The organism is Sphingomonas sp. KR3-1, from assembly GCF_040049295.1.
Classification (GTDB): Bacteria; Pseudomonadota; Alphaproteobacteria; order Sphingomonadales; family Sphingomonadaceae; genus Sphingomonas.
The window spans coordinates 234865-257540 of record NZ_JBDZDQ010000004.1; the positions used below are offsets into that span (position 1 = coordinate 234865).

The following is a 22676-nucleotide window of genomic DNA, read 5'->3' on the forward strand; positions in this document are numbered from 1 at the left end:
ATGACTCGCAAGCTTCTCCTGAAGCGCTCGCTCGCCGCGATCGTCTCGACCGCCCTGGTCGGCGCGCCCGCGACCGGCTTTGCGCAGACCGCGAAGGCAAAGCGGCCGACGGTGCACACCAATGTCGGCGTCGCCAACCTGCCCGCCGGCAGCCAGCGCCCGAGCGGCGAGGTGCTGCTCTCGATCGGCCAGGGTGAGCTGATCACGCTGCCGACCAGCGTCGCCAATGTCTGGGTCTCGAACCCGGCGGTGGCCGACGTCTATGTCAACAACCCGCGCCAGATCCACCTGTTCGGCAAGGATTTCGGCGAGGCGACGGTGTTCGCCACCAGCGCTTCGGGCGCCGTGGTGTTCTCGACCAACGTCCGCGTCGCGCAGAACATCACCTCGATCGACCGGATGGTGAAGGTCGCGATGCCGGATGCCGACATCCAGGTGACCACCGTCGGCCAGATCGCGGTGCTCAACGGCACGGTGAAGTCGCCCGAGGACAGCGCCCAGGCGCAGCGCCTGGTCTCCAGCCTGCTCAACCCGGGCGTGGACGTGAGCGCGGCCAACCCGCAGCTCAAGATCGCGGTGATCAACCGCCTGCGCACCGCGACGCCGCTCCAGGTGCAGCTCCAGGTGAAGTTCGCCGAAGTGAGCCGCAGCTACGTCAAGAATATCGGCGTCAACTTCACGACCAAGGACAATACGGGCGGCTTCCTGTTCGGCCTGGCCCAGGGCCGCAACCCGGGCGCATTCACCGCGGCGCAGTCGGCCACCTATCCGACTGCCCATGTCCCGCTGCCCAACGGCGGCTATATCGACGGCGCCTATGATCCGGCCACCGGCCAGTTCATCAATCCGCGCGCGCAGGGCATCGCCGACATCACGCGCGGCTCGGACAACGCCACGATGGGCCTGGCCGGCAAGCTGTTCGGCCTGGACGTCCTGTCGGCGATCGACATCGGCGAGACGATCGGCCAGGTGACCACGCTGGCCAATCCGAACCTGACCGCGCTTTCGGGCGAGACGGCGAACTTCCTGGCCGGCGGCGAGATCCCGATCCCGGTTGCCCAGGGCCTGGGCACCACCACCGTCGAGTACAAGCAATATGGCATCAGCCTGGCGTTCACGCCGACGGTGCTGTCGGACGGCCGCATCTCGCTGCGCGTCCGCCCCGAAGTGTCGCAGCTGACCTCGGCCGGCGCGGTGCAGCTCAACGGCGTCACCATCCCCGCGCTCAGCACGCGCCGCAGCGAGACCACGGTCGAGCTCGGCTCGGGCGAGAGCATGGTGATCGGCGGCCTGATGCAGAATTCGCACAACAACTCGATCAGCAAGACGCCGGGTCTGGGCGACGTGCCGATCCTTGGCGCGCTGTTCCGCTCGAACGGCTTCCAGCGCAACGAGACCGAGCTGGTGATCGTGATCACCCCGTATCTGGTGAAGCCGGTCAACGCGAACCAGATCGTCCTGCCGACCGACGGCTACAAGGCGCCGAACGACTTCGATCGCGTGATCATGGGTTCGCTCGCCGGCAACGACAAGAGCGGCGAACGGCCCAAGCCGAGCATGGCGCCGGCCAATGGCCAGCCTGCGGTGGGCGCCTTCTCGCCTGCCCCGACCAACCAGCCCGCGGCGCCCGTCCAGGCGGCGCCCGCGGCCCAGCAACCCACCCGCAAGCAGAAGAAGGGCGGCTCCGCAGCCCCCGGCTTCGGCTTCTGATCGATGCGACTGACCAGGAGATCGCCCGTGCTTCCGCGCTTCACTCCCCTGCTCGTTCCGGCGCTGCTGCTCGCAGGCTGCGGGACCTATAATGGTGGCATCGAATCGATCCATCAGCCGATCGTGCAGCGCAGCGACTATGTGCTCGACCTGCAGAGCTCGGGCTATGGCCTGGCGGCGGGCGAAAGCCAGCGCCTCGCCGGCTGGATGGCCGCAATGAACCTGCGCTATGGAGACCGGGTCGCGATCGACGACGGCGCTGCCGGCACCGTCGGCCGGGACGAAGTCGCCGCCGAGGCGGGCCGCTACGGCCTGATCATGGCCGATCGCGCGCCGATCACCGCGGGCCAGATCGCCCCGGGCACGATCCGCGTCGTCATCACCCGGATGAGCGCCGGCGTGCCGGGCTGCCCCGACAATTCGCGCCCGGGCGAGATGACGTTCGAGGCGAGCACCAGCTCCAACTATGGCTGCGCGACCAACAGCAACCTGGCCGCGATGGTCGCCGATCCGGCCGACCTGGTGCGCGGCGCGCCGGGTTCGCCAACCGCGGACACGACGACCACCTCCAAGTCGATCAACGCCTATCGCGCCGCGTCCCCGACGGGCGCCGGCGGCGGCTCGCTCAACAACAGCGGAGGGTCGCCCAAGTGAACGCGCCGTTCAATCCCGCCCGCACCGGGCACCGCGATCCTTTCGTGGCCTTTGTCTGCGACGAGACGACGGCGGAAATCCTCCGCCCGATCGCCGTCGAGCTCGGCTGGAGCCCCGAAAAGGTCAACAAGGGCGGCCTGCGCAACGCCGTGCAGACGCTATCGGTCTCCGCCAGCCCGAACATCCTGTTCGTCGACCTTTCCGAGAGCGGCGACCCGCTCAACGACATCAACGCGCTGGCCGAGGTTTGCGAGCCGGGCACGGTGGTGATCGCCTCGGGCCAGGTGAACGATGTGCGCCTCTATCGCGACCTCGTCGCGAGCGGCATCCACGATTACCTGCTCAAGCCCCTCAACCCCGATGCGCTGCGCGATGCCTTCGCCCAGGCCCAGACCGCGCTCAACGCGCCGAAGGCGGCCGAACAGGGTGCCGAACGCCCGCATTGCGCGGTCGCAGTGATCGGCACGCGCGGCGGCGCCGGCGCCTCGACGCTCGCCACTTCGCTTGCCTGGCTGATGGGCGAGAAGCAGGGCCGCACCACGGCGTTGCTCGACCTCGACGTGCATTTCGGCACCGGCGCGCTCGCGCTCGACCTCGAGCCGGGCCGCGGCCTGACCGACGCGATCGAGAATCCGAGCCGCATCGACGGGCTGTTCATCGAGCGCGCGATGGTGCGCGCTTCGGACCGGCTCGCCGTGCTCAGCGCCGAAGCGCCGATCAACTCGCCGATCATGACCGATGGCGCCGCCTTCTATCAGCTGCAGGAAGAGATCCGCACCGCGTTCGAGTGCACCGTGGTCGACCTGCCGCGCTCGATGCTGGTCAACCATCCGCACCTGATCACCGACGTGCAGGTGGCCGTGCTGGTGACCGAGCTGACGCTCGCCGCCGCGCGCGACGCCATCCGCATCCTCAGCTGGTTCAAGTCGAACGCGCCGCAGACCCAGGTCATCGTCGTCGCCAACAAGATCCAGCAGGCCGCGGTGCTCGAGATCAGCCGCAAGGATTTCGAGGGCTCGATCGAGCGCAAGATCGACTTCCTGATCGGCTATGATCCCAAGCTGGCCTCGCAATCGGCCAAGCTGGGCAAGCCGCTCGCCGAAGTGGGCAAGGGCAACAAGGGCCTCGCCCCGCTCGCCGAGCTCGCCCAGCGCATCGCCGGCATCGCCGATTCGGGGATCGACGAGAGCGCGCCCAAGGCGAAGGGCAAGGGCGGCAAGCCGGCCCGCGCCGGCGGCGGCTCGCTGCTCGACAAGTTCAAGGTCAAGATCCCGGCCAAGGCAAAGAGGTAACCATTGCGCGGCTAGGCTGCGCGAGGGTCCTGTAAGATCGGAGACGGTGCGGCGTGGACATGCTGCCGGTATTGATGCTCGCAGGCGGCACCTTCCTGGTGCTTGCACTGATGGTGTTCGCCTTTTCGGGGCCTTCGGCCGAGCGCGCAGGCGCGCGCCGGGTGAAGACGCTGCGCGAGCGCCACGTCGTCAGCGCCGCGGGCACCAACGCGATGGAAGCGCAGCTGCGCCGCGTGACCACCGCCCGCGCCACCCAGCTCGACCTTACCGCCGCGCGCTTCCTGCCCAATCCGGCGCTGCTCCAGAAGCGGCTCAACATGACCGGCAAGGGCTGGAAGCTCGGCCAGTACATGATGGTCTCCGGCGGATTGATCGTGGTGCCGGCCGCGGTGATGGCGTTCGAAGGCCTGCCGATCTGGCTGGGCCTCGCCTTCGGCCTGTTCGTCGGCCTTGGCCTGCCGCACTTCCTCGTCGGCTTCTTCATCAAGCGCCGCATCGCCAAGTTCACCGCCAAGTTCCCCGACGCGATCGAGCTGCTCGTGCGCGGCCTGCGCTCGGGCCTGCCGATCACCGAGACGATCGGCGTGGTCGGCCAGGAGATCGACGGCCCGGTGGGCGAGGAATTCCGCTCGGTGAGCGACAAGATGAAGATCGGCAAGTCGCTCGACACCGCGCTGCAGGAAACCGCGGACCGGCTCGGCACGCCCGAATTCCAGTTCTTCACCATCACCATCCAGATCCAGCGCGAGACCGGCGGCAACCTGGCCGAGACGCTGGCGAACCTGGCCGACGTGCTGCGCAAGCGCAGCCAGATGAAGCTCAAGATCAAGGCGATGTCGTCGGAATCCAAGGCCTCGGCGCTGATCGTCGGCGCGCTGCCCTTCATCGTGTTCGGCCTCGTCTGGTTCATCAACAACAATTACATGATGAACTTCTTCAAGGACGAGCGCCTGATGATCGCCGGCGGCGGCGGGCTCATCTGGATGGGCCTGGGTGCCTTCATCATGGCCAAGATGGTCAATTTCGAGATCTGATGATGGAAGCAACGCCTCCCGCCGGTCCCACGCTGATGGGTGTCGACGTCCTCTGGGTCGCGACGATCCTGTGCGCCGTCGCCGCCTTTGCCGTGATGCTCGCCATCTATGCCGCCACCACGGTGCGCGACCCGATGGCCAAGCGCGTCAAGTCGCTCAACGAGCGCCGCGAGCAGCTGAAGGCCGGCATCACCGCCTCCACGTCGAAGCGCCGCGCCAAGCTGGTCCAGAAGAGCGAGACGACCGACCGGATCCGCTCGCTGCTCTCCTCGATGAAGGTGCTGCAGGACAGCCAGGTCAAGGCGGCGCAGACCAAGCTTCTCCAGGCCGGCATCCGCCGCAAGGAATTCGCGGTCGCGGTGATCTTCGGCCGCCTCGTCCTGCCGATCGTGTTCGGTGGGCCGATGCTCTACATGGTCTATGGCACCAGCGCGTTCTCGGACTGGAGCCCGATGAAGGCCTATGGCCTCGTCGCCGGCACCTTCATCCTCGCCTACAAGTTCCCCGACCTCTATCTGAAGAACAAGATCACCAAGCGCAGCGCCGCGATCCGCAAGGGCCTGCCCGACGCGCTCGACCTGCTGGTGATCTGTGCCGAAGCGGGACTCACCGTGGATGCCGCCTTCTCCCGCGTCTCCAAGGAGCTGAGCAAGGCCTATCCGGAGCTGGGCGAGGAATTCCAGCTGACCGCGATCGAGCTGGGCTTCCTGAGCGACCGCCGCATGGCCTTCGAGAACCTCGCCGAGCGCATCGACCTCGATTCGATCCGCGGCGTGGTCACCACCATGATCCAGACCGAGAAATACGGCACCCCGCTCGCCTCGGCGCTGCGCGTGCTCTCGGCCGAATTCCGCAACGAGCGCATGATGCGCGCCGAGGAAAAGGCCGCGCGCCTGCCCGCGATCATGACCGTGCCGCTGATCCTGTTCATCCTGCCGGTGCTGTTCATCGTCATTCTCGGCCCGGCGGCCTGCTCGATCAACGACGCGCTGATCCACTAACCATTTCGCGGTGGCGCGACCTCCTCTGTCGGGATAGCTTCCCGCCGGACTAAGGGGAGGTCGACTCGATGCACGAACTGCCGTTCCAGACGGCCACGCAGTTTGCGGGCCTGGGCGTGACGCTGATCGCAGGATGGTTCCTGGGGCTCGCAAGCCATGGCGGCGGCCGCAAGTGGCGCACGCGCCTCGAGGAAGAAGAAACCGAGAATGCCGGCTATCGCGACCGCGCCGAAGCCGATCTGCGCGAATCCGCGCGCCGGATCCGCGATCTCGAGGCGGAGAATGCCGAGCTGCGGCGCGGCGTTCCCGTCGCGCCCGTGACGCACCCCGCCCCCGAGCCGGCGCCCGTTGCCGAGCCGGAAGGCCATTCGACCGCGACCGTGGTGGGTGCTGCGATTGCCGGCGCGGTGGCCGGTGCCGCCGTCACCCATGCGGTGGACGAGCATGCCGAGGCCGCGCATGCGGAACCGGTGCATGCAGAGCCCGTGCACGCCGAGCCTGCGCACGCCGAACCGGTGCACGCCGAGCCGGTCGTGCAGGACCATGCCGAACCCGCGCATCCCGTCGAGGCGGCGCACGTCGAGCCGGCGCGCGTCGAGTCCGAGCCCGCGCATGTCGAAGTCGCGCATGCCGAACCGGTCCATCCGGAGCCGGCCCACCCTGAGCATAGCCACTAGGGGCGGCGCGGAATGGCGCTTCCGTTCGAAACCGGAACCCAGCTCGCCGCGCTGGCGCTGACCCTGGTCGGCGGCTGGTTCCTGGGGCTCGCCAGCCGGTCCGGCGGGGCCAAGTGGCGCGAGCGTTACCAGGACGAGGAGCTGGAACATGCCCGCTACCGCGACGAGGCCGAGGCGCGCATCCGCGAGCTCCAGGCCGAGCTGAAGGCGGTCCGCGGCCAGGCCCCTGCCCCCGCGATCGTCGAGGACGATGCGCCCGGCGCGGGCTGGCGGGGCTGGTTCGGCTGGGGCCGCGACAATCTCGCGCGGATCAACGGCATCGACGAGGCGCGCGAGCGGCGGCTCAACGAGCTCGGCATCAAGACCTATCGCGAGATCGAGAAGATGGCGCCGGCCGACGAATCGGCGCTCGAGCAGCGGCTCGACATTCCGCAGGGCACGATCGGCGAGCAGGGCTGGCGCGAGCAGGCCGCCTTGCTGCGCGCCGGCAACGAGCGCGAGCATGGCGAGCGGTTCGGCTAAATACGCCTAGGGCTGCACCGGCAGGCAGAGCAGCACCGGCGTGTAGTTCTCGATCACTTCGGAAAGCGGGTGGCCCTGCCCATCCAGGACGATTGCGCGCTGGCGCACGACATAGGGCGCGATCGAGCGGTCGTCGCGCTGCGTGGCGATGCCGAGCGTGCGGCGGCTGGGCGCGAGCGGGCGGATCACCGCGCCGAAGGGCGCGTCGCCGGCAAGCGCCGCGTTCATCGCAGGCGTGAGCCGCGCGGGGACGTACCAGTTCTCCGCGATCGAGACCGACACCGCGCCGCACTTGAGCGCGACGCTGCGATAGACGACCGGCTCGGCCGGGCCGACCTCCAGATGCGCGCGCTGCTCGGGCGTGGCGGGCTTCTGCGTCCGGTCCACCTCAGCGCGGATCGGATGCGCGCAGCGGCGCTGGAGCACGGCGGTGGCGCTGCGGGCCGAGGCGAGCTCCACGCGGAGCGCCTCGGCCGGGTCCGCCTGGACCAGCAGCGCCGCGAGGATCACGCCTGGCGCAGCGCCGCCTGCGCCGCCGCCAGCCGGGCGATCGGCACGCGGTAGGGCGAGGCCGAGACGTAGTCGAGCCCGGTTTCCTCGCAGAACGCGATGCTCGCCGGATCGCCGCCATGCTCGCCGCAGATGCCGAGCTTGATGTCGGGCCGCGTCGCGCGGCCGCGCTCGGCGGCGATCGCGATCAGCTCGCCCACACCCTCGACATCGAGGCTGACGAACGGGTCCTTGGCGTAGATGCCCTTCTCCACATAGGTGGTGAGGAAGCGGCCGGCATCGTCGCGCGAGACGCCGAGCGTCGTCTGGGTCAGGTCGTTGGTGCCGAACGAGAAGAAGGCGCCCACCTCGGCGATGTCGCCCGCGCGCAGCGCCGCGCGTGGCAGCTCGATCATCGTGCCGACCAGATATTCGATCGTGCGATCCTGCTCCTCGAACACGTCCTTCGCCGCGCGATCGACCACGGCCTTCATCAGGCTCAGTTCCTTGGCAGTGGCGACCAGCGGGATCATCACCTCAGGGATCGGCGCCTCGCCGCTATTCTCCGCGACGATGCACGCCGCCTCGAAGATCGCGCGCGCCTGCATCTCGTAGATCTCGGGATAGGTCACCCCGAGACGGCAGCCGCGATGGCCGAGCATCGGGTTGAACTCGTGCAGCTCGGCGGCGCGGCGCTTGAGCGTCTCGACGTCGAGTCCGGCAGCCGCCGCGACTTCGGCGAACTCGCTTTCCTCGTGCGGCAGGAATTCGTGGAGCGGCGGATCGAGCAGGCGGATCGTGCAGGGCAGCCCGGCCATGACCTGGAAGATCTCGACGAAATCGCTGCGCTGCTCGGGCAGCAGCTTCTCGAGCGCCGCCCGCCTACCGGCCTCGTCCGCGGCGAGGATCATCTCGCGCACCGCAGTGACCCGCGACGGCTCGAAGAACATGTGCTCGGTGCGGCACAACCCGATGCCCTCGGCACCGAAGTCGCGCGCGGTGCGGCAATCGAGCGGCGTCTCGGCATTGGTGCGCACCTTGAGGCGGCGCTTGGCATCGGCCCAGACCATCAGCGTGCCGAAATCGCCGGCCAGCTCGGGCTGCACCGTCGGCACCGCGCCGAGCATGACTTCGCCGGTGGCGCCGTCGATCGTGATCAGGTCGCCCTCGCGCACTTCGCGGCCGGCGACGCGGAACAGCTTTTCCTTGGCGACGATCGCCAGCGTGCCGGCGCCCGAGACGCAGGGGCGGCCCATGCCGCGCGCGACCACCGCGGCGTGGCTGGTCATGCCGCCGCGCGCGGTGAGGATGCCGCGCGCCGCGTGCATGCCGTGAATGTCCTCGGGGCTGGTCTCGACGCGGACGAGGATGACGCTGTCGCCAGCCGAGGCGCGCTTCTCCGCGGTGTCGCTGTCGAACACCGCGATGCCCGAGGCAGCACCCGGCGAGGCAGGCAGCCCCTTGGTCAGCACGTCGCGCGGCGCATTGGGATCGAGCGTCGGGTGGAGCAGCTGGTCGAGCGCGGCGGGATCGACGCGCAGGATCGCCTCCTCCTGCGTGATCAGCCCCTCGCTCGCCATGTCGACCGCGATCTTGAGCGCGGCCTTGGCGGTGCGCTTGCCCGAGCGGGTCTGCAGCATCCAGAGCTTGCCGCGCTCGACGGTGAACTCGATGTCCTGCATGTCGCGGTAATGCTTCTCGAGCGTCTCGAAGACGGCGGCGAGCTGCGCATAGACCTCGGGCATCGCCTCTTCCATCGAGGCGGGCTTGGCGCCGGCCTTCTCGCGGGCGGCCTGGGTCAGGTACTGCGGCGTGCGGATGCCGGCGACGACGTCCTCGCCCTGCGCGTTGATCAGGAATTCGCCATAATAGGCGTTCTCGCCGGTCGAGGGATCGCGGGTGAAGGCGACGCCCGTCGCCGAGGTGTCGCCCATATTGCCGAACACCATCGCCTGGACGTTGACTGCGGTGCCCCAGTCGCCGGGAATGTCGTTCAGGCGGCGATAGACCTTGGCGCGCTCGGACTGCCACGAGCCGAACACCGCGCCGATCGCGCCCCAGAGCTGGTCGTGCACGTCCTGCGGGAAGGGCTTGCCCCACAGCTCCTCGACGATCGCCTTGTACTCGGCGACCAGCGCCTGCCAGTCCTTGGCGGAAAGCTCGGTGTCGAGATTGTAGCCGCGGTCTTCCTTGGCGATCTCCAGCGCTTCCTCGAAGCGGCCGTGATCGAGCTCGAGCACCACGTCGGAATACATCTGGATGAAGCGGCGATAGCTGTCCCAGGCAAAGCGCGCATCGCCGCTGATCGTGGCAAGGCCTTCGACGGTGACGTCGTTGAGGCCGAGGTTGAGCACCGTGTCCATCATGCCGGGCATCGAGGCGCGCGCGCCGGAGCGGACCGAGACGAGCAGTGGATCGGACGCGTCGCCGAAGGTCTTGCCGGTGATCGCCTCGATATGAGCGATGCCATTGGCGACTTCGGCCTTCACGCTGTCCGGAAAGGCGCCGCCCTGATCGTAATAGACCGCGCACATCGGGGTGGAGATCGTGAAACCGGGAGGCACCGGCAGGCCGATGCCCGCCATGCCATCGAGATTGGCACCCTTGCCGCCGAGCAGATTCTTGTCGCCCTGGCCACCGTCCGACACACCGCCGCCGAAGCGGTACACATATTGCGTCATGCAAAGCCCTTCTTGGTTGGGGCCGCCTACCGCAGCTGCGAACAAGGGGAAAGCCGCTGACTACGTTGTCAGGGCGCAAGATTTGCTTGGGCTGGGGAGAAGTTGCGAGGACACCGGTTACTACAGATAAATCTTATTTTTGATTTGCACGCCAAGGGTTTGCGCGCTTGGGCCTTCTTGCCGCGGCGGATCCATTGAACGCGACGGATCCATTGAATACGCCGTCACCCCGGTCTTGTGCCGGGGTCCACTGCGCAGCACGCGCTGCACTCTCTTCCATAGAGCTGTACTCGCCTCCCGGTGGACCCCGGCACAAGGCCGGGGTGACGGGGATACGGGCAACAGACCGTTCCTAGCCCTCGATCTTCGAGAAGTCCGCGACGTTGTTCACTGCGTCGCGGATGCGGCCGAGCAGCGCCAGGCGCATCTCGCGCTTGAACTGGTCGGGATCGACCACGGTGACGTCGTCGAAGAATTTGTCGATCGGCGCGCGCAGCGAGGCGAGCGCGGCCATCGCGCCCTCGAAATCCTCGGCCTCGACCGCGGCCTGCGCCTTGGGCTCGGCGGCGTCGAGCGCCTCGCGCAGCGCGGCCTCGGCGGGCTCGGCCTCGTAGATCTCGTTGTCCGCGACTTCGCCGGGGGTCCATTCCTCCTTCTTGAGGATATTGGCGGCGCGCTTGTAGCCGGCGAGCAGGTTCTTGCCGTCTTCCGAGGTGACGAAGGACTGGAGCGCCTTCACCCGGGCGAGCAGGCGGACGAGATCGTCCTCGCCGCCGAGCGCGAACACCGCGTCGATCAGGTCGTGGCGAACCCCGGCTTCCTTCTGCTGGACCTTGAGACGGTCGGCGAAGAAATCGATGACCTGATTTAGAGTCCTGTTCGCCGGTTCCGTGAACAAACGGCTTTGCTCTTCCTCGCCCGAAGCGCGATCATACACTTCATCCGCAATAGCCTGCGTTCGGCTGGCATCGACGGCCTCTCCCAACGCCTCACGTGCAGAAACAAGAGCATCGACCCTGCCTCGTAGCTCGCGTCCAACCTTCGGTCCGACGAAATTGGCCAGGACGAAAGATATTGGGTGAATCAGCGGAACGCGCAGATTGGTCGCGAGAATTGTTGCGATCACGGCCAGCGCCGCTCGCCGCAGCGCAAAAGGATCCTTAGATCCCGTAGGGGGCATTTCTTCGAAGAAGAATGTAGTGATAGTATCCAGCTTGTCCGCCAGCGACACCGCCACCGTCACCGGCGCAGTGGGCGCATCATCCCCCTGCCCGACCGGCTTGTAGTGATCGCGCACCGCTTCGGCGACCGCCACCGGCTCGCCCTGTGCGGCGGCGTAATAGCCACCCATCAGGCCCTGGAGCTCGGGGAATTCGCCGACCATGCCGGTGACGAGATCGGCCTTGGCGAGGCGCGCGGCGCGCTCGGCCATATCCGCCAACTCCGTCACCCCCGCGAAAGCGGGGGCCCCGCTGCCTTGCCCCTCAGAAAAAGAAGCGGGATCCCCGCTTTCGCGGGGAAGACGGGAATTGGTAGCGGAGGAGGGACTTGAACCCCCGACAATGCCCTCTTCCACCAGCCACCGCGCCAGCTTCGCCACGCGCTCGACCTTGTCCGCCACCGTGCCCAGCTTCTCGTGGAAGACGATCTTCTCGAGCTTGGGGGTCAGGTCCTCGAGCCGGGTCTTGAGATCGGTCTCGTAGAAGAAGCGCGCGTCGCTCAGCCGCGCGGCGAGGACCTTCTGGTTGCCCTCGACGATCTTCTCGCCGCCATCCGCCGCGTCGATGTTCGCGACGCAGACAAAGGCGTTGGCGAGCTTGCCGGCGCCGTCGCGGCAGACGAAATATTTCTGGTTCACGCGCGCGGTGAGCTGGATCACCTCGGGCGGCACGTCGAGGAACGCTTCATCGAAGCGGCCGAGCAAGGGCATCGGCCATTCGGTGAGGCCGGCATTCTCGAACAGCAGGCCGTCATCCTCGATCAGCGTCAGGCCGGCCTTCTGCGCGGCCATCTTGGCGCCCAGCGCGATGATGCCGCGGCGCTCGGCGCCGTCGACGATGACATGGCAGGCGCGCAGCTTCTCGATATAGTCGGCGGCCGAGCCGATCGTGATCCCGCCGGGATGGTGGAAGCGGTGGCCGACGGTGGTGGCGCTGCTCTTCACGCCCGCGATCTCGACCGGGACCAGCTTGTCGCCGAGCAACGCGATGATGCCCTGCAGCGGGCGCACCCAGCGCTGGCTCTCGGTCGAGGACGAAGCCGCGCCCCAGCGCATCGACTTGGGCCAGGGGAAGGCGGTGACGACATGGCTGATCGCGCTGGCGAGCACCGAACCGGCGACGATGCCGGGGCGGTCGATCACCGCGAACAGCACCTTGTTGCCCTTGCCATCGTCGCGCTCGACGAGCTGCTCGCGGGCGAGGCCGGTCGAGCGCAGGAAGCCCTCGATCGCCTGGGCCGGCGCATCGGCGCGCGGGCCCTTGCGCTCCTCGCTCGCCGCCGCGGTCATCGCGGCGACGCCGCGGACGATCAGCGCGAGGCGGCGCGGGGTGGCATAGCTCTCGATGGCCTCGAAGGGCAGGTTGAGCGCCTTGAGCCGCGCCTCGAACAGCGACGCCAGGTCGGCGCGCGCCTTTTCCTGCATGCGCGCCGGGATTTCCTCCGAGCGGAGCTCGAGCAGGAAGTCTTCGGTCGAGGCACCCGTGTTTGGAGTGCCGGCAACAGGCGCGCTCATACCGTCCACTCCGGGTACTTGGCAGTCCAGGCGGGCGTCATGTGGCCGATCCAGGCTTCGCAGCTGCCCTTGGCGAGGTCGCGGACGCGGCCGATATAGGCCTGGCGCTCGGCGACCGAGATCACGCCGCGGGCTTGCAGCAGGTTGAACAAATGGCTGGCCTCGATCGCCTGCTCATAGGCGGCGATGGGGACGTTGTTCGCCAGGCAATTCTCGCACTCGGCGACCGCCTTGCGGAAGCCCTCGAACAGCGTCTCGGTGTCCGCGACTTCGAAATTGTACTTCGACATCTGCTTCTCGTTCTCGAGAAACACGTCGCCATAGGTCACGCCCTGGTCGTTGAAGGCGAGGTCGTACACGCTGTCCACGTTCTGGATGTACATCGCCAGGCGCTCGAGCCCGTAGGTGAGCTCGCCGGCGACGGGCTTGCAGTCGAAGCCGCCCATCTGCTGGAAATAGGTGAACTGGGTGACTTCCATGCCGTCGCACCAGACTTCCCAGCCCAGGCCCCAGGCGCCGAGCGTGGGCGATTCCCAATCGTCCTCGACGAAGCGGATGTCGTGCCTGGTGAAGTCGATGCCGATCGCCGCGAGGCTGCCCAGATAGAGGTTCTGCAGGTCGGGCGGGCTCGGCTTCAGGATCACCTGATACTGGTAATAATGCTGTAGCCGGTTCGGGTTCTCGCCATAGCGGCCGTCGGTCGGGCGGCGGCAGGGCTGGACGAAGGCGGCGTTCCACGGCTCGGGGCCGAGGGCGCGCAGCGTCGTCGCCGGGTGGAAGGTGCCCGCGCCCATGCGCATGTCATAGGGCTGGAGAATCACGCAGCCCTTGTCCGCCCAATAGTCATGGAGCGTGAGGATCATGCGCTGGAAGCTTAGAGGCTCGGCCATAGCCTCGCGCTTTGGCGTCTCCCCTCCTACCGGTCAATGCTGCACCGCCGTTGACTTGGGTTGGGGCCTGGGATTTGTTCCCAACATGGGAAGAATCGCCCTCGGCATCGCCGCGATCGGACTGGCAGTCGCCGGAGCCGCGGCGGCGCAGACCGTGCCCGCGCTCCGCCTTCCCTATGCCGCGATATCGCCCGACGAGGCACTCAGCCTGGGCGGTGCGCGAGTGTTTTCCGAGGTCGATGCCGGCTATGCGGCGCGGCTGAAGGCGGAAAAGGCGCGTGTCGCCGCCTCGCAGCCCTATGAGGTCCATCCGGCGATCTGGCGCATCTCCGATCCCGATACGACCATCTATCTGTTCGGCACCGTCCACACGCTGCCGCCGGGCTTTCGCTGGCGCAATCCGGGGCTGGAGGCGGTGATCGTGCGGGCCGACACGCTGCTGCTCGAATCGACCGAGGAGGACGACAAGGACGCCAACTTCCTCACCTTGCCGAGCGACGCCAGCCTGCCGCCGCTGATCGAGCGCGTCTCGCATCGCAGCCGCGCCAAGCTGGCCGAGCTGCAGGGCGTGCTGCCCGCCGAGCTGGTCGCGCAGATGGACCGGATGCCGAGCTGGGTCGCGGCGATGAGCATCGGCACGATCAAGGACATGGTCGCCGGCGACATGCCGAGCCAGGGCGCGGACGACTGGCTCGAGAAGCAGTTCAGGGCTACCGGGCGCCCGGTCGAGGCGATCGAGGACAGCAAGCAGGTGATGGACAATATCGGCACGGTGCCCGAGGCCGATCAGCGGCTGATGCTGGAGGCGGCGATCCTCGCCCCGGCGCGGACGCATGACGAGCTCGATTCGGCGGCGCACGCCTTTGCCCGCGGCGAGGTCGGCACCGATTCGCCGCTGATGATCCTGCCGACCGCCTTCGACCCCAATGCCGCGATGGCCGATCCGCTGCTGCTCGAGCGCAACGCCGCCTGGGTGGACAGCCTGGTCGCGCGGCTGCGCGAGCGGCGCGGCACCATATTGTTCGCAGCGGGCGCGGGGCATTTCGTCGGGCCGGGATCGGTGATCGACCTGCTCGGCAAGCGCGGCCTCAAGGTCGAGCGCGTCCAGTGATCCGCCGCCTCGCCGCCGCCCTGCTCGCGCTCGCCCTGTGGGGCTGTGGCGAGAAGCCCGCCGCCGATGCCGGGGCTGCCGACCCGGCGCTGTGGGTGGTCAGGGATGCCGACACCACCATCTATCTGTTCGGCACCGTGCACGTGCTGAAGCCCGGCCTCCGCTGGTTCGACGGCGGGGTGAAACAGGCGTTCGACGCCTCGGACACGCTGGTGCTCGAGCTGGTGATGCCGCCCGAGGCCGAGATGCAGAAGATCGTTGCCGACCTGGGCACGCATGCCCCGGGCACGCCGCTGCCCGACACGCTGCCCCCGGCCGAGGCGGCCCGGATGCGCGCGGCGCTGCCCGACTATGGCATGCCGGCGACCGCGCTCGACAATGCCGACCCCTGGCTGGCCGCGACGATGCTCTCGGTGCTGCCGCTCAGGCAGCTCGGCTATGACGACAAGCAGGGCGCCGAGCCGATCCTGACCGACGCCGCCAAGGCCGCGGGCAAGCGGGTGGAGGGGCTGGAGACCGCGCGCCAGCAGCTCGGCTATTTCGACGCCCTCCCCCTCCCCGCCCAGCGCAAGCTGCTGATCGAGACGATCGACGATCTGCCCAAGGCTGGCGGCAAGATCGACCAGGCCGTCACCGCGTGGCGCAAGGGCGATGCCGACGGGCTGGCCCGGCTGATGAACGAGGACAATGCCGCCTCGCCCGAAGTGACCCAGGCGCTGCTGGTCAACCGCAACCGCAACTGGGCCGGCTGGATTTCCCAGCGAATGCAGCGGCCTGGCACGGTGTTCGTCGCCGTGGGGGCCGGGCACCTGGCGGGCGGGCGGAGCGTGCAGGCCGAGCTGGCGAAGCGCGGGCTGAAGGTCGAGCGGGTTCGCTACTGAACCTCCGGCGATAACCGCATTTTCCGGACAATTCAGGTCGCTGGGTACAACAGGCCCAGTTGACATCGCGTCGACTCGCATATATCCAATCGGTTAAATAACCGATGAGTTAGATATATGGACGCGCTCAGCACCACCTTCGCCGCTTTGGCCGACCCTACCCGCCGCGCGATCCTGGCGCGGCTGGCGCTGGGGGAGACGAGCGTGGGCGAACTTGCCCAGCCCTTCGCGATGAGCGGCCCGGCGGTGACCAAGCACCTCAAGGTGCTCGAGCATGCCGGGCTGATCTCGCGTAGCCGGGTGGCGCAGCAGCGCCCGGCCAAGCTGGAGCCCGCCGCGCTCAAGGCCGCGAGCGAGTGGCTCGCCGAATATCGCCGCTTCTGGGACGCCAAGTTCGACGACCTGGATGCCTATCTCGCAGACCTGCAGAACCAGAATGGAGAGACGGAATGACCACCGAAATTGGCGTTGGCTATGAAGTGACGATCGACCGCGTCTTCGCAGCACCCCGCGACCTGGTGTTCGACTGCATGACCAAGGCCGAGCATCTCGCGCGCTGGTGGGGCCCGCACCATTTCGACGTGCCCTTCGCCGAGAGCGAGGCGCGGCCGGGCGGCAAGATCCGCATCGATATGCGCGGGCCCGAGCCTTATGGCACCAATCCGGTGGAGGGCGAGTATGAAGTGGTCGACCGTCCGGACATGCTGGCAATGGTCTTGCGGGGCTTCCCCGAAAAGGACGGCAGCTGGGGCATCGAGCACCGTACCCGGATGGAGTTCACCGACGCGCCGAACGGCGGGACGCAGATGCACATGACGACGGTGGTGCTGCAGGCGAGCGAGGCGCTGCTGCCGGCGCTGTCGGGCATGCGCGAGGGGTGGAGCCAGAGCTTCGAGAAGCTGGAAGCGGTGCTGCCCGAGCTGGTGTAACGCGCTGTAACGTCATCCCCGCGAAAGCGGGGACCGATCTCCCGCACGCGCCTCCAAATACAACCGGAGTGTCCGAGGAGGGTTCGGGAGATGGACCCCCGCTTTCGCGGGGGTGACGAAGGAGGACGAAGGAGAGTGCGTCGCACTGCCCCTCTCCCCGACCCTCTCCCCGGTGGGGAGAGGGAGATTGCCGCCGCATCCCGTCCCTTGCTTTCCCCCGCCGCCTCCGCTATGCGCCCGCCTTCCGTGCCAGGGTCATCCCTGGAGGCCTGGCCGGGTGACTTAACTTTAGCGATTGGAACGACACATGAGCGATACGCTTACGCTGTCGGCCGAGACGCGCGAGCAGGTTGGCAAGGGAGCCTCCCGCGAGCTTCGTCGTAATGGCCGCGTCCCCGCCGTGATCTACGGCAACAAGCAGGATCCGAAGAGCATCCACGTCGCGGAGCGCGAGCTCCACCGGCTGCTGATGACCGGGCACTTCTTCAACTCGGTCGTCATGATTGACGGCGAGCGCACCCTGCCCAAGGACGTGGCTTTCGACCCCGTCACCGACCGTCCGGTGCATGCCGACTTCCTGCGCATCAGCGAGCACGCCACCGTGCACGTCAACGTGCCGATCGTCTTCGCCGACGAAGAGCTGGCGCCCGGCATCAAGCGCGGCGGCGTCCTGAACATCGTCCGTCACGAGCTCGACCTCGTCGTCGACGCCGCCGAGATCCCCAGCGAGATCACCATATCGCTCAAGGGCCTCGAAGTCGGCGATTCGCTGCACATCTCGGCAGTGACCCTGCCGAAGGGCGCGACCTCGGCGATCACCGACCGCGACTTCACCATCGCAACGGTCGTGGCCCCGTCGGCGCTCAAGTCGAGCGAAGGCGACACCGCGACGACCGAAGCAGCCGCAGAGGGCGAGGAAGCCGGCGAGTAATCGCCGTTTCCGAACTTCACGGTTCAAAAAATCGCCTCCGCGCCCTAGGTGCGGAGGCGATTTTCGTTTGAGCAGGAATTGAGATGCAGCTCTGGGTCGGCCTGGGCAATCCGGGCCCGCAATATGCGATGCACCGGCACAATGTGGGCTTCATGGCGGTGGACGCCATCGCCGAGACCTATGGCTTCTCGGCGGAGAAGAAGCAGTTCCAGGGCTGGGTGCGCGAAGGCCGCGTGGGCACCGAGAAGGTGCTGCTGCTCAAGCCGGGGACCTTCATGAACGAAAGCGGCCGAAGCGTGCGCGCGGCGATGGACTTCTACAAGCTCACGCCCGCCGACGTGACGCTGTTCCATGACGAGCTCGACCTGATCCCGATGAAGGTGAAGGTGAAGCGCGGCGGCGGCACCGCCGGGCATAACGGCCTGCGCTCGACCGACGCGCATATCGGGCCGGACTTCCGCCGGGTGCGCATCGGCATCGGCCATCCCGGGCACAAGGACCGGGTGCACGGCTATGTGCTGGGCAACTATGCCAAGAGCGAGCTCGACGCGCTGGCCGACATGCTCGGCGCGATCGCCGCGGAGGCGCCGTGGCTGGCGGCGGGCGACGACACGCGCTTCATGAACGACGTGGCAATGCGGCTGCAGGACTGAGCCGCGGGCTCCGGAACGGCTACCCGGAGGGGCGATTCTCGCCGGCGACGGCCGCCGCCGGAGGCCGCGCGCCGCCTCGGTTCGTCGCACGGCACGCTCGCGCCACCCGCTGAACCGGCGGCCCGCCCCCGTCCGTTCATCTGGCGGACAGGTTCAGATGAACACGCAAGGCTCGCGGGGGGCAGTAGAGGAGTTGCTCAATGCGTGTCATTTCGAAAAGACCGGGGGCTCGCGTCCTGGTTGCGATGCTGGCCTTGACGGCGTCGGGCAGTGCGTTTGCGCAGGCCCAGGATCAACAGGATCGCATCGTCGTAAACGGCGTTCCCGCCGCGACGACCCCGGGGCCCGAGGTCAAGGGCGTGATCACCGCGCGCCATGGCGACCGGCTGAAGGTCACCACCGCGGACGGCAACAGCACGGTCATCGCGATCACCGAGGCGACGCGGATCAAGACCAGCGGCGGCCTGTTCGGCGGCAATAGCAAGCTTGCCCAGGATTCGCTGCTCAACGGCCTGCCGGTCACCGTCAAGACGCTCCAGCCGGGCGACGGCAGCAACGAGCTGGTGGCGAGCCAGATCAGCCTGAAGAAGGGCGACCTGCGCACCGCGACGATGATCCATAGCGGCACCGCCCAGGGCTTCGAGGAGCAGACCGCGGCCACCGAGGCGCTGCGCGGCCGCGTGGGCGATATCGACAAGTACAACATCAAGAGCACGACCAACGTGCATTTCGACGTCGGCCGCACCGAGCTCTCGGCTTCGGACAAGGCCAATCTCTGCGCCACGGCAACCCAGGCCCAGGCCCAGGAGAATGCGCTGATGCTGGTGGTCGGCTATACCGATTCGACCGGCGGCGACGACCTGAACCAGGAGCTGAGCGAGAAGCGCGCCGCGCGCGTGATCAACTATCTCCAGCAGGCCTGCGGCTGGAAGCCGTACCGCATGCTGACGCCGACGGGCATGGCCAAGGCGGATCCGCTGGCCCCCAACGACACGCCCGAGGGCAAGGCGCAGAATCGCCGTGTCGCGGTCAACATCATGGTCAGCAAGAGCGTCGACGGCCTCTGAGCCGCGCGAGATCGGCCGGGAGCGGGACAACCCGCTCCCGGCACGAACTCAGGCTTGCGCACCGAGCTCGGCGAGCAGCTCGGCCAGCTGGTCGAACTGCTCGGGCGAGCCGCCCTCCATGCCGACGAACGCTTCGTCGAGCTCCTCCTTGGTGGGATAGAGCTCGCGCATCCGGAGCAGCGTCCTGCCGCCCGCTTCCTCCTCGAAGGTCACGGTGGTGACGGCGCCTTCGCCCTCGCCTTCCTCATTGGTCCAGACGATCCGCGCGTTGGGCACCACGTCGACATATTTGCCGAAGAACGCCCAGCCGGGCTCGCCTTCCTGGCCGAACTCGATGCGATACTGGCCGCCGGTGCGGACATCCATGTCGCAGGCGCGCAGCGGCACGCCCATCGACCTGGGCGCCCACCAGCGCTTGAACAGCTCGGGCCTGGTCCACGCCTCGAACACGATGTGCACCGGCGCATCGAAGCTGCGCGTGACGACCAGCTCGCGGTCCGAGGTGCGCTCGACGCGCGTCTGCGTGTTGTGACTACCGCTCAGGCCCATCTTGTTTCTCCCTTGCTTTGAGTTCCGCGACCACCGCGTCGAGCGCATCGAAGCGCGCTTCCCAGCGCTGGCGATAATTGGCGATCCAGGCGCCTTCCGCCTCGAGCCCGGCCAGGCCGAGCCGGCAGGTCCGCACCCGCCCGACCTTCTCGGTGGTGACCAGCCCGGCCTGCTCGAGCACGCCGACATGCTTCTTCATGCCGGTGAGCGTCATGTCGAACTTCTCGGCGAGCGCCGAGATCGACGCTTCCGCGCGCGCCAGCTCCTCGAGCACGCCGCGCCTGGTGGCGTCGGACAGCGCGGCGAAGGAGGCGTCGAGGCGGATGGCGGAATACTGAACCATATGGTTCAGTATTAGCGCAGGTCTGCACCGCGGGCAAGCGGATCGCGCGGACAAAGAAAAGGGGCCCCGGTTTCCCGGAGCCCCTTCCTAGTCTCGTGCGAGGCGCGAAGGCTTACTTCTTGCCGACCGCGACGCCGATCAGCAGCACCGACGAGGCGCCGAGCGTGCCCGAGGCCGAGTAGACCGTGCCCAGCTGCGCGCCCTGCGAGCCGAAGAAGCCGCCCGTCGTCGTGCCGGTGAGCGTGCCGCCGATGAAGCTGCCGGTCCACTGGTTCTGGCCGACCGGGATCGCGCCCTGGGTGGTGAAGTTGACTGCGAACGACGCGGCGCCGTTGGTCGGCACGGCGGTGAGCGTGTAGGTCATGTTGACCACGCCGGTGGCGAAGTTGACGCTCGCCGTCATCGTGCCGGTGGTCTTGCTGATCGTGGTGGTGGCGCCGGTGGTGGCGACCATGCGGCCGGTCACGCGGTTGGTGTAGCTGACGGTGCCGGTGGTCGGCATGTCGGTATAGGCGGTCGGATAGCCCCAGGCCGTGTAGGTCATGCGCTTCTGGCCCGCGGTCGAATCGCCGCGCCACCAATTGGCATAGCTCACTTCGCTGAGGTTCAGCGCGGTGTCGCTGGTGATGCCGACGCCGGTCGCCGCCACCGTGGTGACGACGTTGTTGAGGAACTCGCCCTGGGCGAACTTGCCCGCGGTGGTTGCGTCGTCCTGGCGGAAGATGAACTCGGGGTTGGCCGGGATCGCGTCGGCGACGACGGTGGCGGTGCAGGTCTGCCCGGTCGTCTTGCAGAAGCGCGACTCCTCGGCATTCTCGTGCAGCACGTAGATGCCGGTGGCGACCGCCGGATCGGTGGCGAGGCGGACGCGGGCCAGGGCGTTGAGCGCCTCGGTGCTGGCGGCGCCGAGCGTGACGGCGCTGGTCGCGGGATCGCCGGTATAGCTGATCGCGGCGTTGAAGGTGTTGAACTCGGTCGCGGCGGGGAGCGGGTTCAGCACGGCATAGGTCGGCGACGCAGTCGGCGTCGGCGTCGGCGTGGCGGTCGGCGTCGGCGTGGCGCTCGAATCGTTGCCGCCACCGCAGCCCGACAGCGCAACCGTCGCGGCAAGCGCGCTCATGAACATGTGACGGCGAATCATTCCCTGCTCCTCAAAAACACGCGGGCACCGAAAGGGCTGGCCCCTGTACCCCAGATGAACGGCCCTCAGTCAAGCCGCACATGACCGGGTTCATCCCGGCCCAATGCGGCGCTTTGAGGGCCTTAGAAGGCGAAACGCGCTGTCGCAACATTTCGTCCCCTCGCTAGAGCGAGGACGGAGCCGTTCGCGCCCTCCCGCAAGCCATGCTGGCAAAAGCGGCTTTTTGCCTCTATCGGGGCGCCTTTCCCCAGAACATTGGAACAGGCTTCACATGGGTTTCCGCTGCGGCATCGTCGGGCTTCCGAACGTTGGCAAGTCCACGCTCTTCAACGCGCTGACCGAAACGGCGGCGGCGCAGGCGGCCAACTACCCCTTCTGCACGATCGAGCCGAACGTCGGCAACGTCGCGGTGCCCGATGCGCGGCTCGACAAGCTGGCCGCGATCGCGGGCTCGCAGAAGATCATCGAGACGCAGCTCGGCTTCGTCGACATCGCCGGGCTGGTGCGCGGCGCGAGCAAGGGCGAAGGGCTGGGCAACCAGTTCCTCGGCAACATCCGCGAGGTCGACGCGGTCGTCCACGTCCTGCGCTGCTTCGAGAATGACGACATCCAGCATGTCGACAACAAGGTCGATCCGATCGCCGATGCCGAGACCGTCGAGACCGAGCTGATGCTCTCGGACCTCGAGAGCCTCGAGAAGCGCGTGCCCAACTTCCAGAAGAAGGCGGCGCAGGGCGACAAGGACGCCAAGGTCGCGGCGAGCGTGCTCGGCCAGGCGCTCGACCTGCTGCGCGACGGCAAGCCGGCGCGGCTGACCGTGCCGCGGGACGCCGACGAGGAGCGCGTGTTCCGCCAGGCGCAGTTGCTCACCTCCAAGCCCGTCCTCTATGTGTGCAACGTCAACGAGGAGGATGCCGCCAACGGCAACGAGCTCTCCGCCAAGGTGTTCGCCAAGGCCGCGGCCGAGGGCGCCGAGGCGGTGGTCGTCTCCGCCGCGATCGAGGCCGATATCGCGACGATGCCGGCCGAGGACCGCGGCGAGTTCCTCGCCGAGCTCGGGCTCGAGCAGACCGGCCTCGCCCGCGTGATCACCGCCGGCTACAAGCTGCTCCATTTGCTGACCTTCTTTACCGTCGGCCCCAAGGAAGCGCGCGCCTGGACGGTGCATGAAGGCGCCAGCGCGCCCGAGGCGGCGGGCGTGATCCATGGCGACTTCGAGAAGGGCTTCATCCGCGCCGAGACGATCGCCTATGCCGATTACGTCACGCTGGGCGGCGAAGCGCGGGCACGCGAGGCGGGCAAGCTGCGCGCCGAGGGCAAGGCCTATATCGTCCAGGACGGCGACGTGATGCACTTCCTGCACAGCAACTGAGGCGTTCGGCCGCGC

At 67.8% G+C, this 22676-nt stretch carries 22 protein-coding genes; 15 read left to right on the forward strand and 7 right to left on the reverse strand.

The genetic code is table 11. The features are described 5' to 3' along the window. The 7 genes from ABLE38_RS20265 to ABLE38_RS20295 all read left to right on the forward strand — a co-directional run bounded on the left by ABLE38_RS20265 (window position 1) and on the right by ABLE38_RS20295 (window position 6890). Window positions 1–1710, forward strand: coding sequence for a type II and III secretion system protein family protein (locus tag ABLE38_RS20265; protein ID WP_348976066.1), 1710 nt, complete (start codon window positions 1–3; stop codon window positions 1708–1710). 27 nt (window positions 1711–1737) lie between these two features. After that, the gene (locus ABLE38_RS20270) at window positions 1738–2364 is read left to right on the forward strand and encodes a CpaD family pilus assembly lipoprotein (protein WP_348976067.1); all 627 of its coding nucleotides are present in this window, start codon (window positions 1738–1740) and stop codon (window positions 2362–2364) included. Beyond that, window positions 2361–3656: a pilus assembly protein CpaE gene (locus ABLE38_RS20275; RefSeq protein ID WP_348976068.1), complete on the forward strand. Its 1296-nt coding sequence runs from the start codon at window positions 2361–2363 to the stop codon at window positions 3654–3656. Before ABLE38_RS20270 ends, ABLE38_RS20275 begins: the two co-directional genes overlap by 4 nt. 53 nt (window positions 3657–3709) lie before the next feature. After that, entirely contained in the window at window positions 3710–4690 is a 981-nt protein-coding gene (locus ABLE38_RS20280; protein WP_348976069.1) for a type II secretion system F family protein, read from the forward strand. A gap of 2 nt (window positions 4691–4692) precedes the next feature. After that, window positions 4693–5691, forward strand: coding sequence for a type II secretion system F family protein (locus ABLE38_RS20285; RefSeq protein WP_348976245.1), 999 nt, complete (start codon window positions 4693–4695; stop codon window positions 5689–5691). Window positions 5692–5759: 68 nt separating this feature from the next. After that, window positions 5760–6368 (forward strand): hypothetical protein, encoded by a 609-nt coding sequence (locus ABLE38_RS20290; RefSeq protein WP_348976070.1) that lies wholly within the window; start codon window positions 5760–5762, stop codon window positions 6366–6368. A 12-nt stretch (window positions 6369–6380) separates the two neighbouring features. Continuing rightward, complete coding sequence (locus ABLE38_RS20295; RefSeq protein ID WP_348976071.1) at window positions 6381–6890, forward strand: hypothetical protein; 510 nt, start codon at window positions 6381–6383, stop codon at window positions 6888–6890. Between the two features lie 6 nt (window positions 6891–6896). On the opposite strand, the gene ABLE38_RS20300 is transcribed toward ABLE38_RS20295, so the two are convergent. The 4 genes from ABLE38_RS20300 to ABLE38_RS20315 form a co-directional block, all read right to left on the reverse strand. After that, window positions 6897–7400: a hypothetical protein gene (locus ABLE38_RS20300; RefSeq protein ID WP_348976072.1), complete on the reverse strand. Its 504-nt coding sequence runs from the start codon at window positions 7398–7400 to the stop codon at window positions 6897–6899. Beyond that, entirely contained in the window at window positions 7397–10060 is a 2664-nt protein-coding gene (gene ppdK, locus ABLE38_RS20305; protein ID WP_348976073.1) for a pyruvate, phosphate dikinase, read from the reverse strand. The genes ABLE38_RS20300 and ppdK overlap by 4 nt, the downstream gene beginning before the upstream one ends. A 352-nt stretch (window positions 10061–10412) precedes the next feature. After that, a complete protein-coding gene (gene glyS / locus ABLE38_RS20310; protein ID WP_348976074.1) occupies window positions 10413–12794 on the reverse strand; it encodes a glycine--tRNA ligase subunit beta in 2382 nt (793 codons plus the stop codon). Beyond that, complete coding sequence (locus ABLE38_RS20315) at window positions 12791–13657, reverse strand: glycine--tRNA ligase subunit alpha (protein ID WP_348976246.1); 867 nt, start codon at window positions 13655–13657, stop codon at window positions 12791–12793. Before ABLE38_RS20315 ends, glyS begins: the two co-directional genes overlap by 4 nt. Before the next feature lie 112 nt (window positions 13658–13769). On the opposite strand from ABLE38_RS20315, the gene ABLE38_RS20320 reads away from it, so the two are divergent. The 7 genes from ABLE38_RS20320 (at window position 13770) to ABLE38_RS20350 (ending at window position 19256) form a co-directional block, all read left to right on the forward strand. Beyond that, the gene (locus tag ABLE38_RS20320) at window positions 13770–14795 is read left to right on the forward strand and encodes a TraB/GumN family protein (RefSeq protein WP_348976075.1); all 1026 of its coding nucleotides are present in this window, start codon (window positions 13770–13772) and stop codon (window positions 14793–14795) included. Next, complete coding sequence (locus ABLE38_RS20325; protein WP_348976076.1) at window positions 14792–15676, forward strand: TraB/GumN family protein; 885 nt, start codon at window positions 14792–14794, stop codon at window positions 15674–15676. Before ABLE38_RS20320 ends, ABLE38_RS20325 begins: the two co-directional genes overlap by 4 nt. A gap of 117 nt (window positions 15677–15793) precedes the next feature. Next, the gene (locus tag ABLE38_RS20330) at window positions 15794–16129 is read left to right on the forward strand and encodes a metalloregulator ArsR/SmtB family transcription factor (RefSeq protein WP_348976077.1); all 336 of its coding nucleotides are present in this window, start codon (window positions 15794–15796) and stop codon (window positions 16127–16129) included. Beyond that, a complete protein-coding gene (locus ABLE38_RS20335) occupies window positions 16126–16605 on the forward strand; it encodes an SRPBCC domain-containing protein (protein ID WP_348976078.1) in 480 nt (159 codons plus the stop codon). Before ABLE38_RS20330 ends, ABLE38_RS20335 begins: the two co-directional genes overlap by 4 nt. A gap of 307 nt (window positions 16606–16912) precedes the next feature. After that, the gene (locus tag ABLE38_RS20340; RefSeq protein WP_348976079.1) at window positions 16913–17536 is read left to right on the forward strand and encodes a 50S ribosomal protein L25/general stress protein Ctc; all 624 of its coding nucleotides are present in this window, start codon (window positions 16913–16915) and stop codon (window positions 17534–17536) included. Between the two features lie 83 nt (window positions 17537–17619). Further along, window positions 17620–18189 carry an aminoacyl-tRNA hydrolase gene (pth, locus tag ABLE38_RS20345; RefSeq protein ID WP_348976080.1) on the forward strand — a complete coding sequence of 190 codons (570 nt, stop codon included), beginning with the start codon at window positions 17620–17622 and terminating at the stop codon, window positions 18187–18189. A gap of 200 nt (window positions 18190–18389) precedes the next feature. Continuing rightward, window positions 18390–19256, forward strand: coding sequence for an OmpA family protein (locus ABLE38_RS20350; protein WP_348976081.1), 867 nt, complete (start codon window positions 18390–18392; stop codon window positions 19254–19256). Window positions 19257–19304: 48 nt separating this feature from the next. Here ABLE38_RS20350 and ABLE38_RS20355 read toward each other — a convergent pair whose 3' ends face one another. The 3 genes from ABLE38_RS20355 to ABLE38_RS20365 form a co-directional block, all read right to left on the reverse strand. After that, window positions 19305–19805 (reverse strand): SRPBCC family protein, encoded by a 501-nt coding sequence (locus ABLE38_RS20355; RefSeq protein ID WP_348976082.1) that lies wholly within the window; start codon window positions 19803–19805, stop codon window positions 19305–19307. Continuing rightward, a complete protein-coding gene (locus ABLE38_RS20360) occupies window positions 19789–20148 on the reverse strand; it encodes a metalloregulator ArsR/SmtB family transcription factor (RefSeq protein WP_348976083.1) in 360 nt (119 codons plus the stop codon). Before ABLE38_RS20360 ends, ABLE38_RS20355 begins: the two co-directional genes overlap by 17 nt. A gap of 112 nt (window positions 20149–20260) precedes the next feature. After that, on the reverse strand, window positions 20261–21289 hold the full coding sequence (locus ABLE38_RS20365; RefSeq protein WP_348976084.1) for a transferrin-binding protein-like solute binding protein: 1029 nt from the start codon (window positions 21287–21289) through the stop codon (window positions 20261–20263). A gap of 271 nt (window positions 21290–21560) precedes the next feature. Between ABLE38_RS20365 and ychF the strand changes: the two genes are divergently transcribed. After that, a complete protein-coding gene (ychF, locus tag ABLE38_RS20370) occupies window positions 21561–22661 on the forward strand; it encodes a redox-regulated ATPase YchF (RefSeq protein ID WP_348976085.1) in 1101 nt (366 codons plus the stop codon). Window positions 22662–22676 lie beyond the last annotated feature (15 nt).

Coding starts and splice junctions, on each gene's coding strand:
- ABLE38_RS20265 (WP_348976066.1), top strand. CDS start 1: ATGACTCGCAAGCTTCTCCTGAAGCGCTCGCTCGCCGCGATCGTCTCG.
- ABLE38_RS20285 (WP_348976245.1), top strand. CDS start 4,693: ATGGAAGCAACGCCTCCCGCCGGTCCCACGCTGATGGGTGTCGACGTC.
- ABLE38_RS20290 (WP_348976070.1), top strand. CDS start 5,760: ATGCACGAACTGCCGTTCCAGACGGCCACGCAGTTTGCGGGCCTGGGC.
- ABLE38_RS20295 (WP_348976071.1), top strand. CDS start 6,381: ATGGCGCTTCCGTTCGAAACCGGAACCCAGCTCGCCGCGCTGGCGCTG.
- ppdK (WP_348976073.1), bottom strand. CDS start 10,060: ATGACGCAATATGTGTACCGCTTCGGCGGCGGTGTGTCGGACGGTGGC.
- glyS (WP_348976074.1), bottom strand. CDS start 12,794: ATGAGCGCGCCTGTTGCCGGCACTCCAAACACGGGTGCCTCGACCGAA.
- ABLE38_RS20315 (WP_348976246.1), bottom strand. CDS start 13,657: ATGATCCTCACGCTCCATGACTATTGGGCGGACAAGGGCTGCGTGATT.
- ABLE38_RS20320 (WP_348976075.1), top strand. CDS start 13,770: ATGGGAAGAATCGCCCTCGGCATCGCCGCGATCGGACTGGCAGTCGCC.
- ABLE38_RS20330 (WP_348976077.1), top strand. CDS start 15,794: ATGGACGCGCTCAGCACCACCTTCGCCGCTTTGGCCGACCCTACCCGC.
- ABLE38_RS20335 (WP_348976078.1), top strand. CDS start 16,126: ATGACCACCGAAATTGGCGTTGGCTATGAAGTGACGATCGACCGCGTC.
- ABLE38_RS20340 (WP_348976079.1), top strand. CDS start 16,913: ATGAGCGATACGCTTACGCTGTCGGCCGAGACGCGCGAGCAGGTTGGC.
- pth (WP_348976080.1), top strand. CDS start 17,620: ATGCAGCTCTGGGTCGGCCTGGGCAATCCGGGCCCGCAATATGCGATG.
- ABLE38_RS20350 (WP_348976081.1), top strand. CDS start 18,390: ATGCGTGTCATTTCGAAAAGACCGGGGGCTCGCGTCCTGGTTGCGATG.
- ABLE38_RS20355 (WP_348976082.1), bottom strand. CDS start 19,805: ATGGGCCTGAGCGGTAGTCACAACACGCAGACGCGCGTCGAGCGCACC.
- ABLE38_RS20360 (WP_348976083.1), bottom strand. CDS start 20,148: ATGGTTCAGTATTCCGCCATCCGCCTCGACGCCTCCTTCGCCGCGCTG.
- ABLE38_RS20365 (WP_348976084.1), bottom strand. CDS start 21,289: ATGATTCGCCGTCACATGTTCATGAGCGCGCTTGCCGCGACGGTTGCG.
- ychF (WP_348976085.1), top strand. CDS start 21,561: ATGGGTTTCCGCTGCGGCATCGTCGGGCTTCCGAACGTTGGCAAGTCC.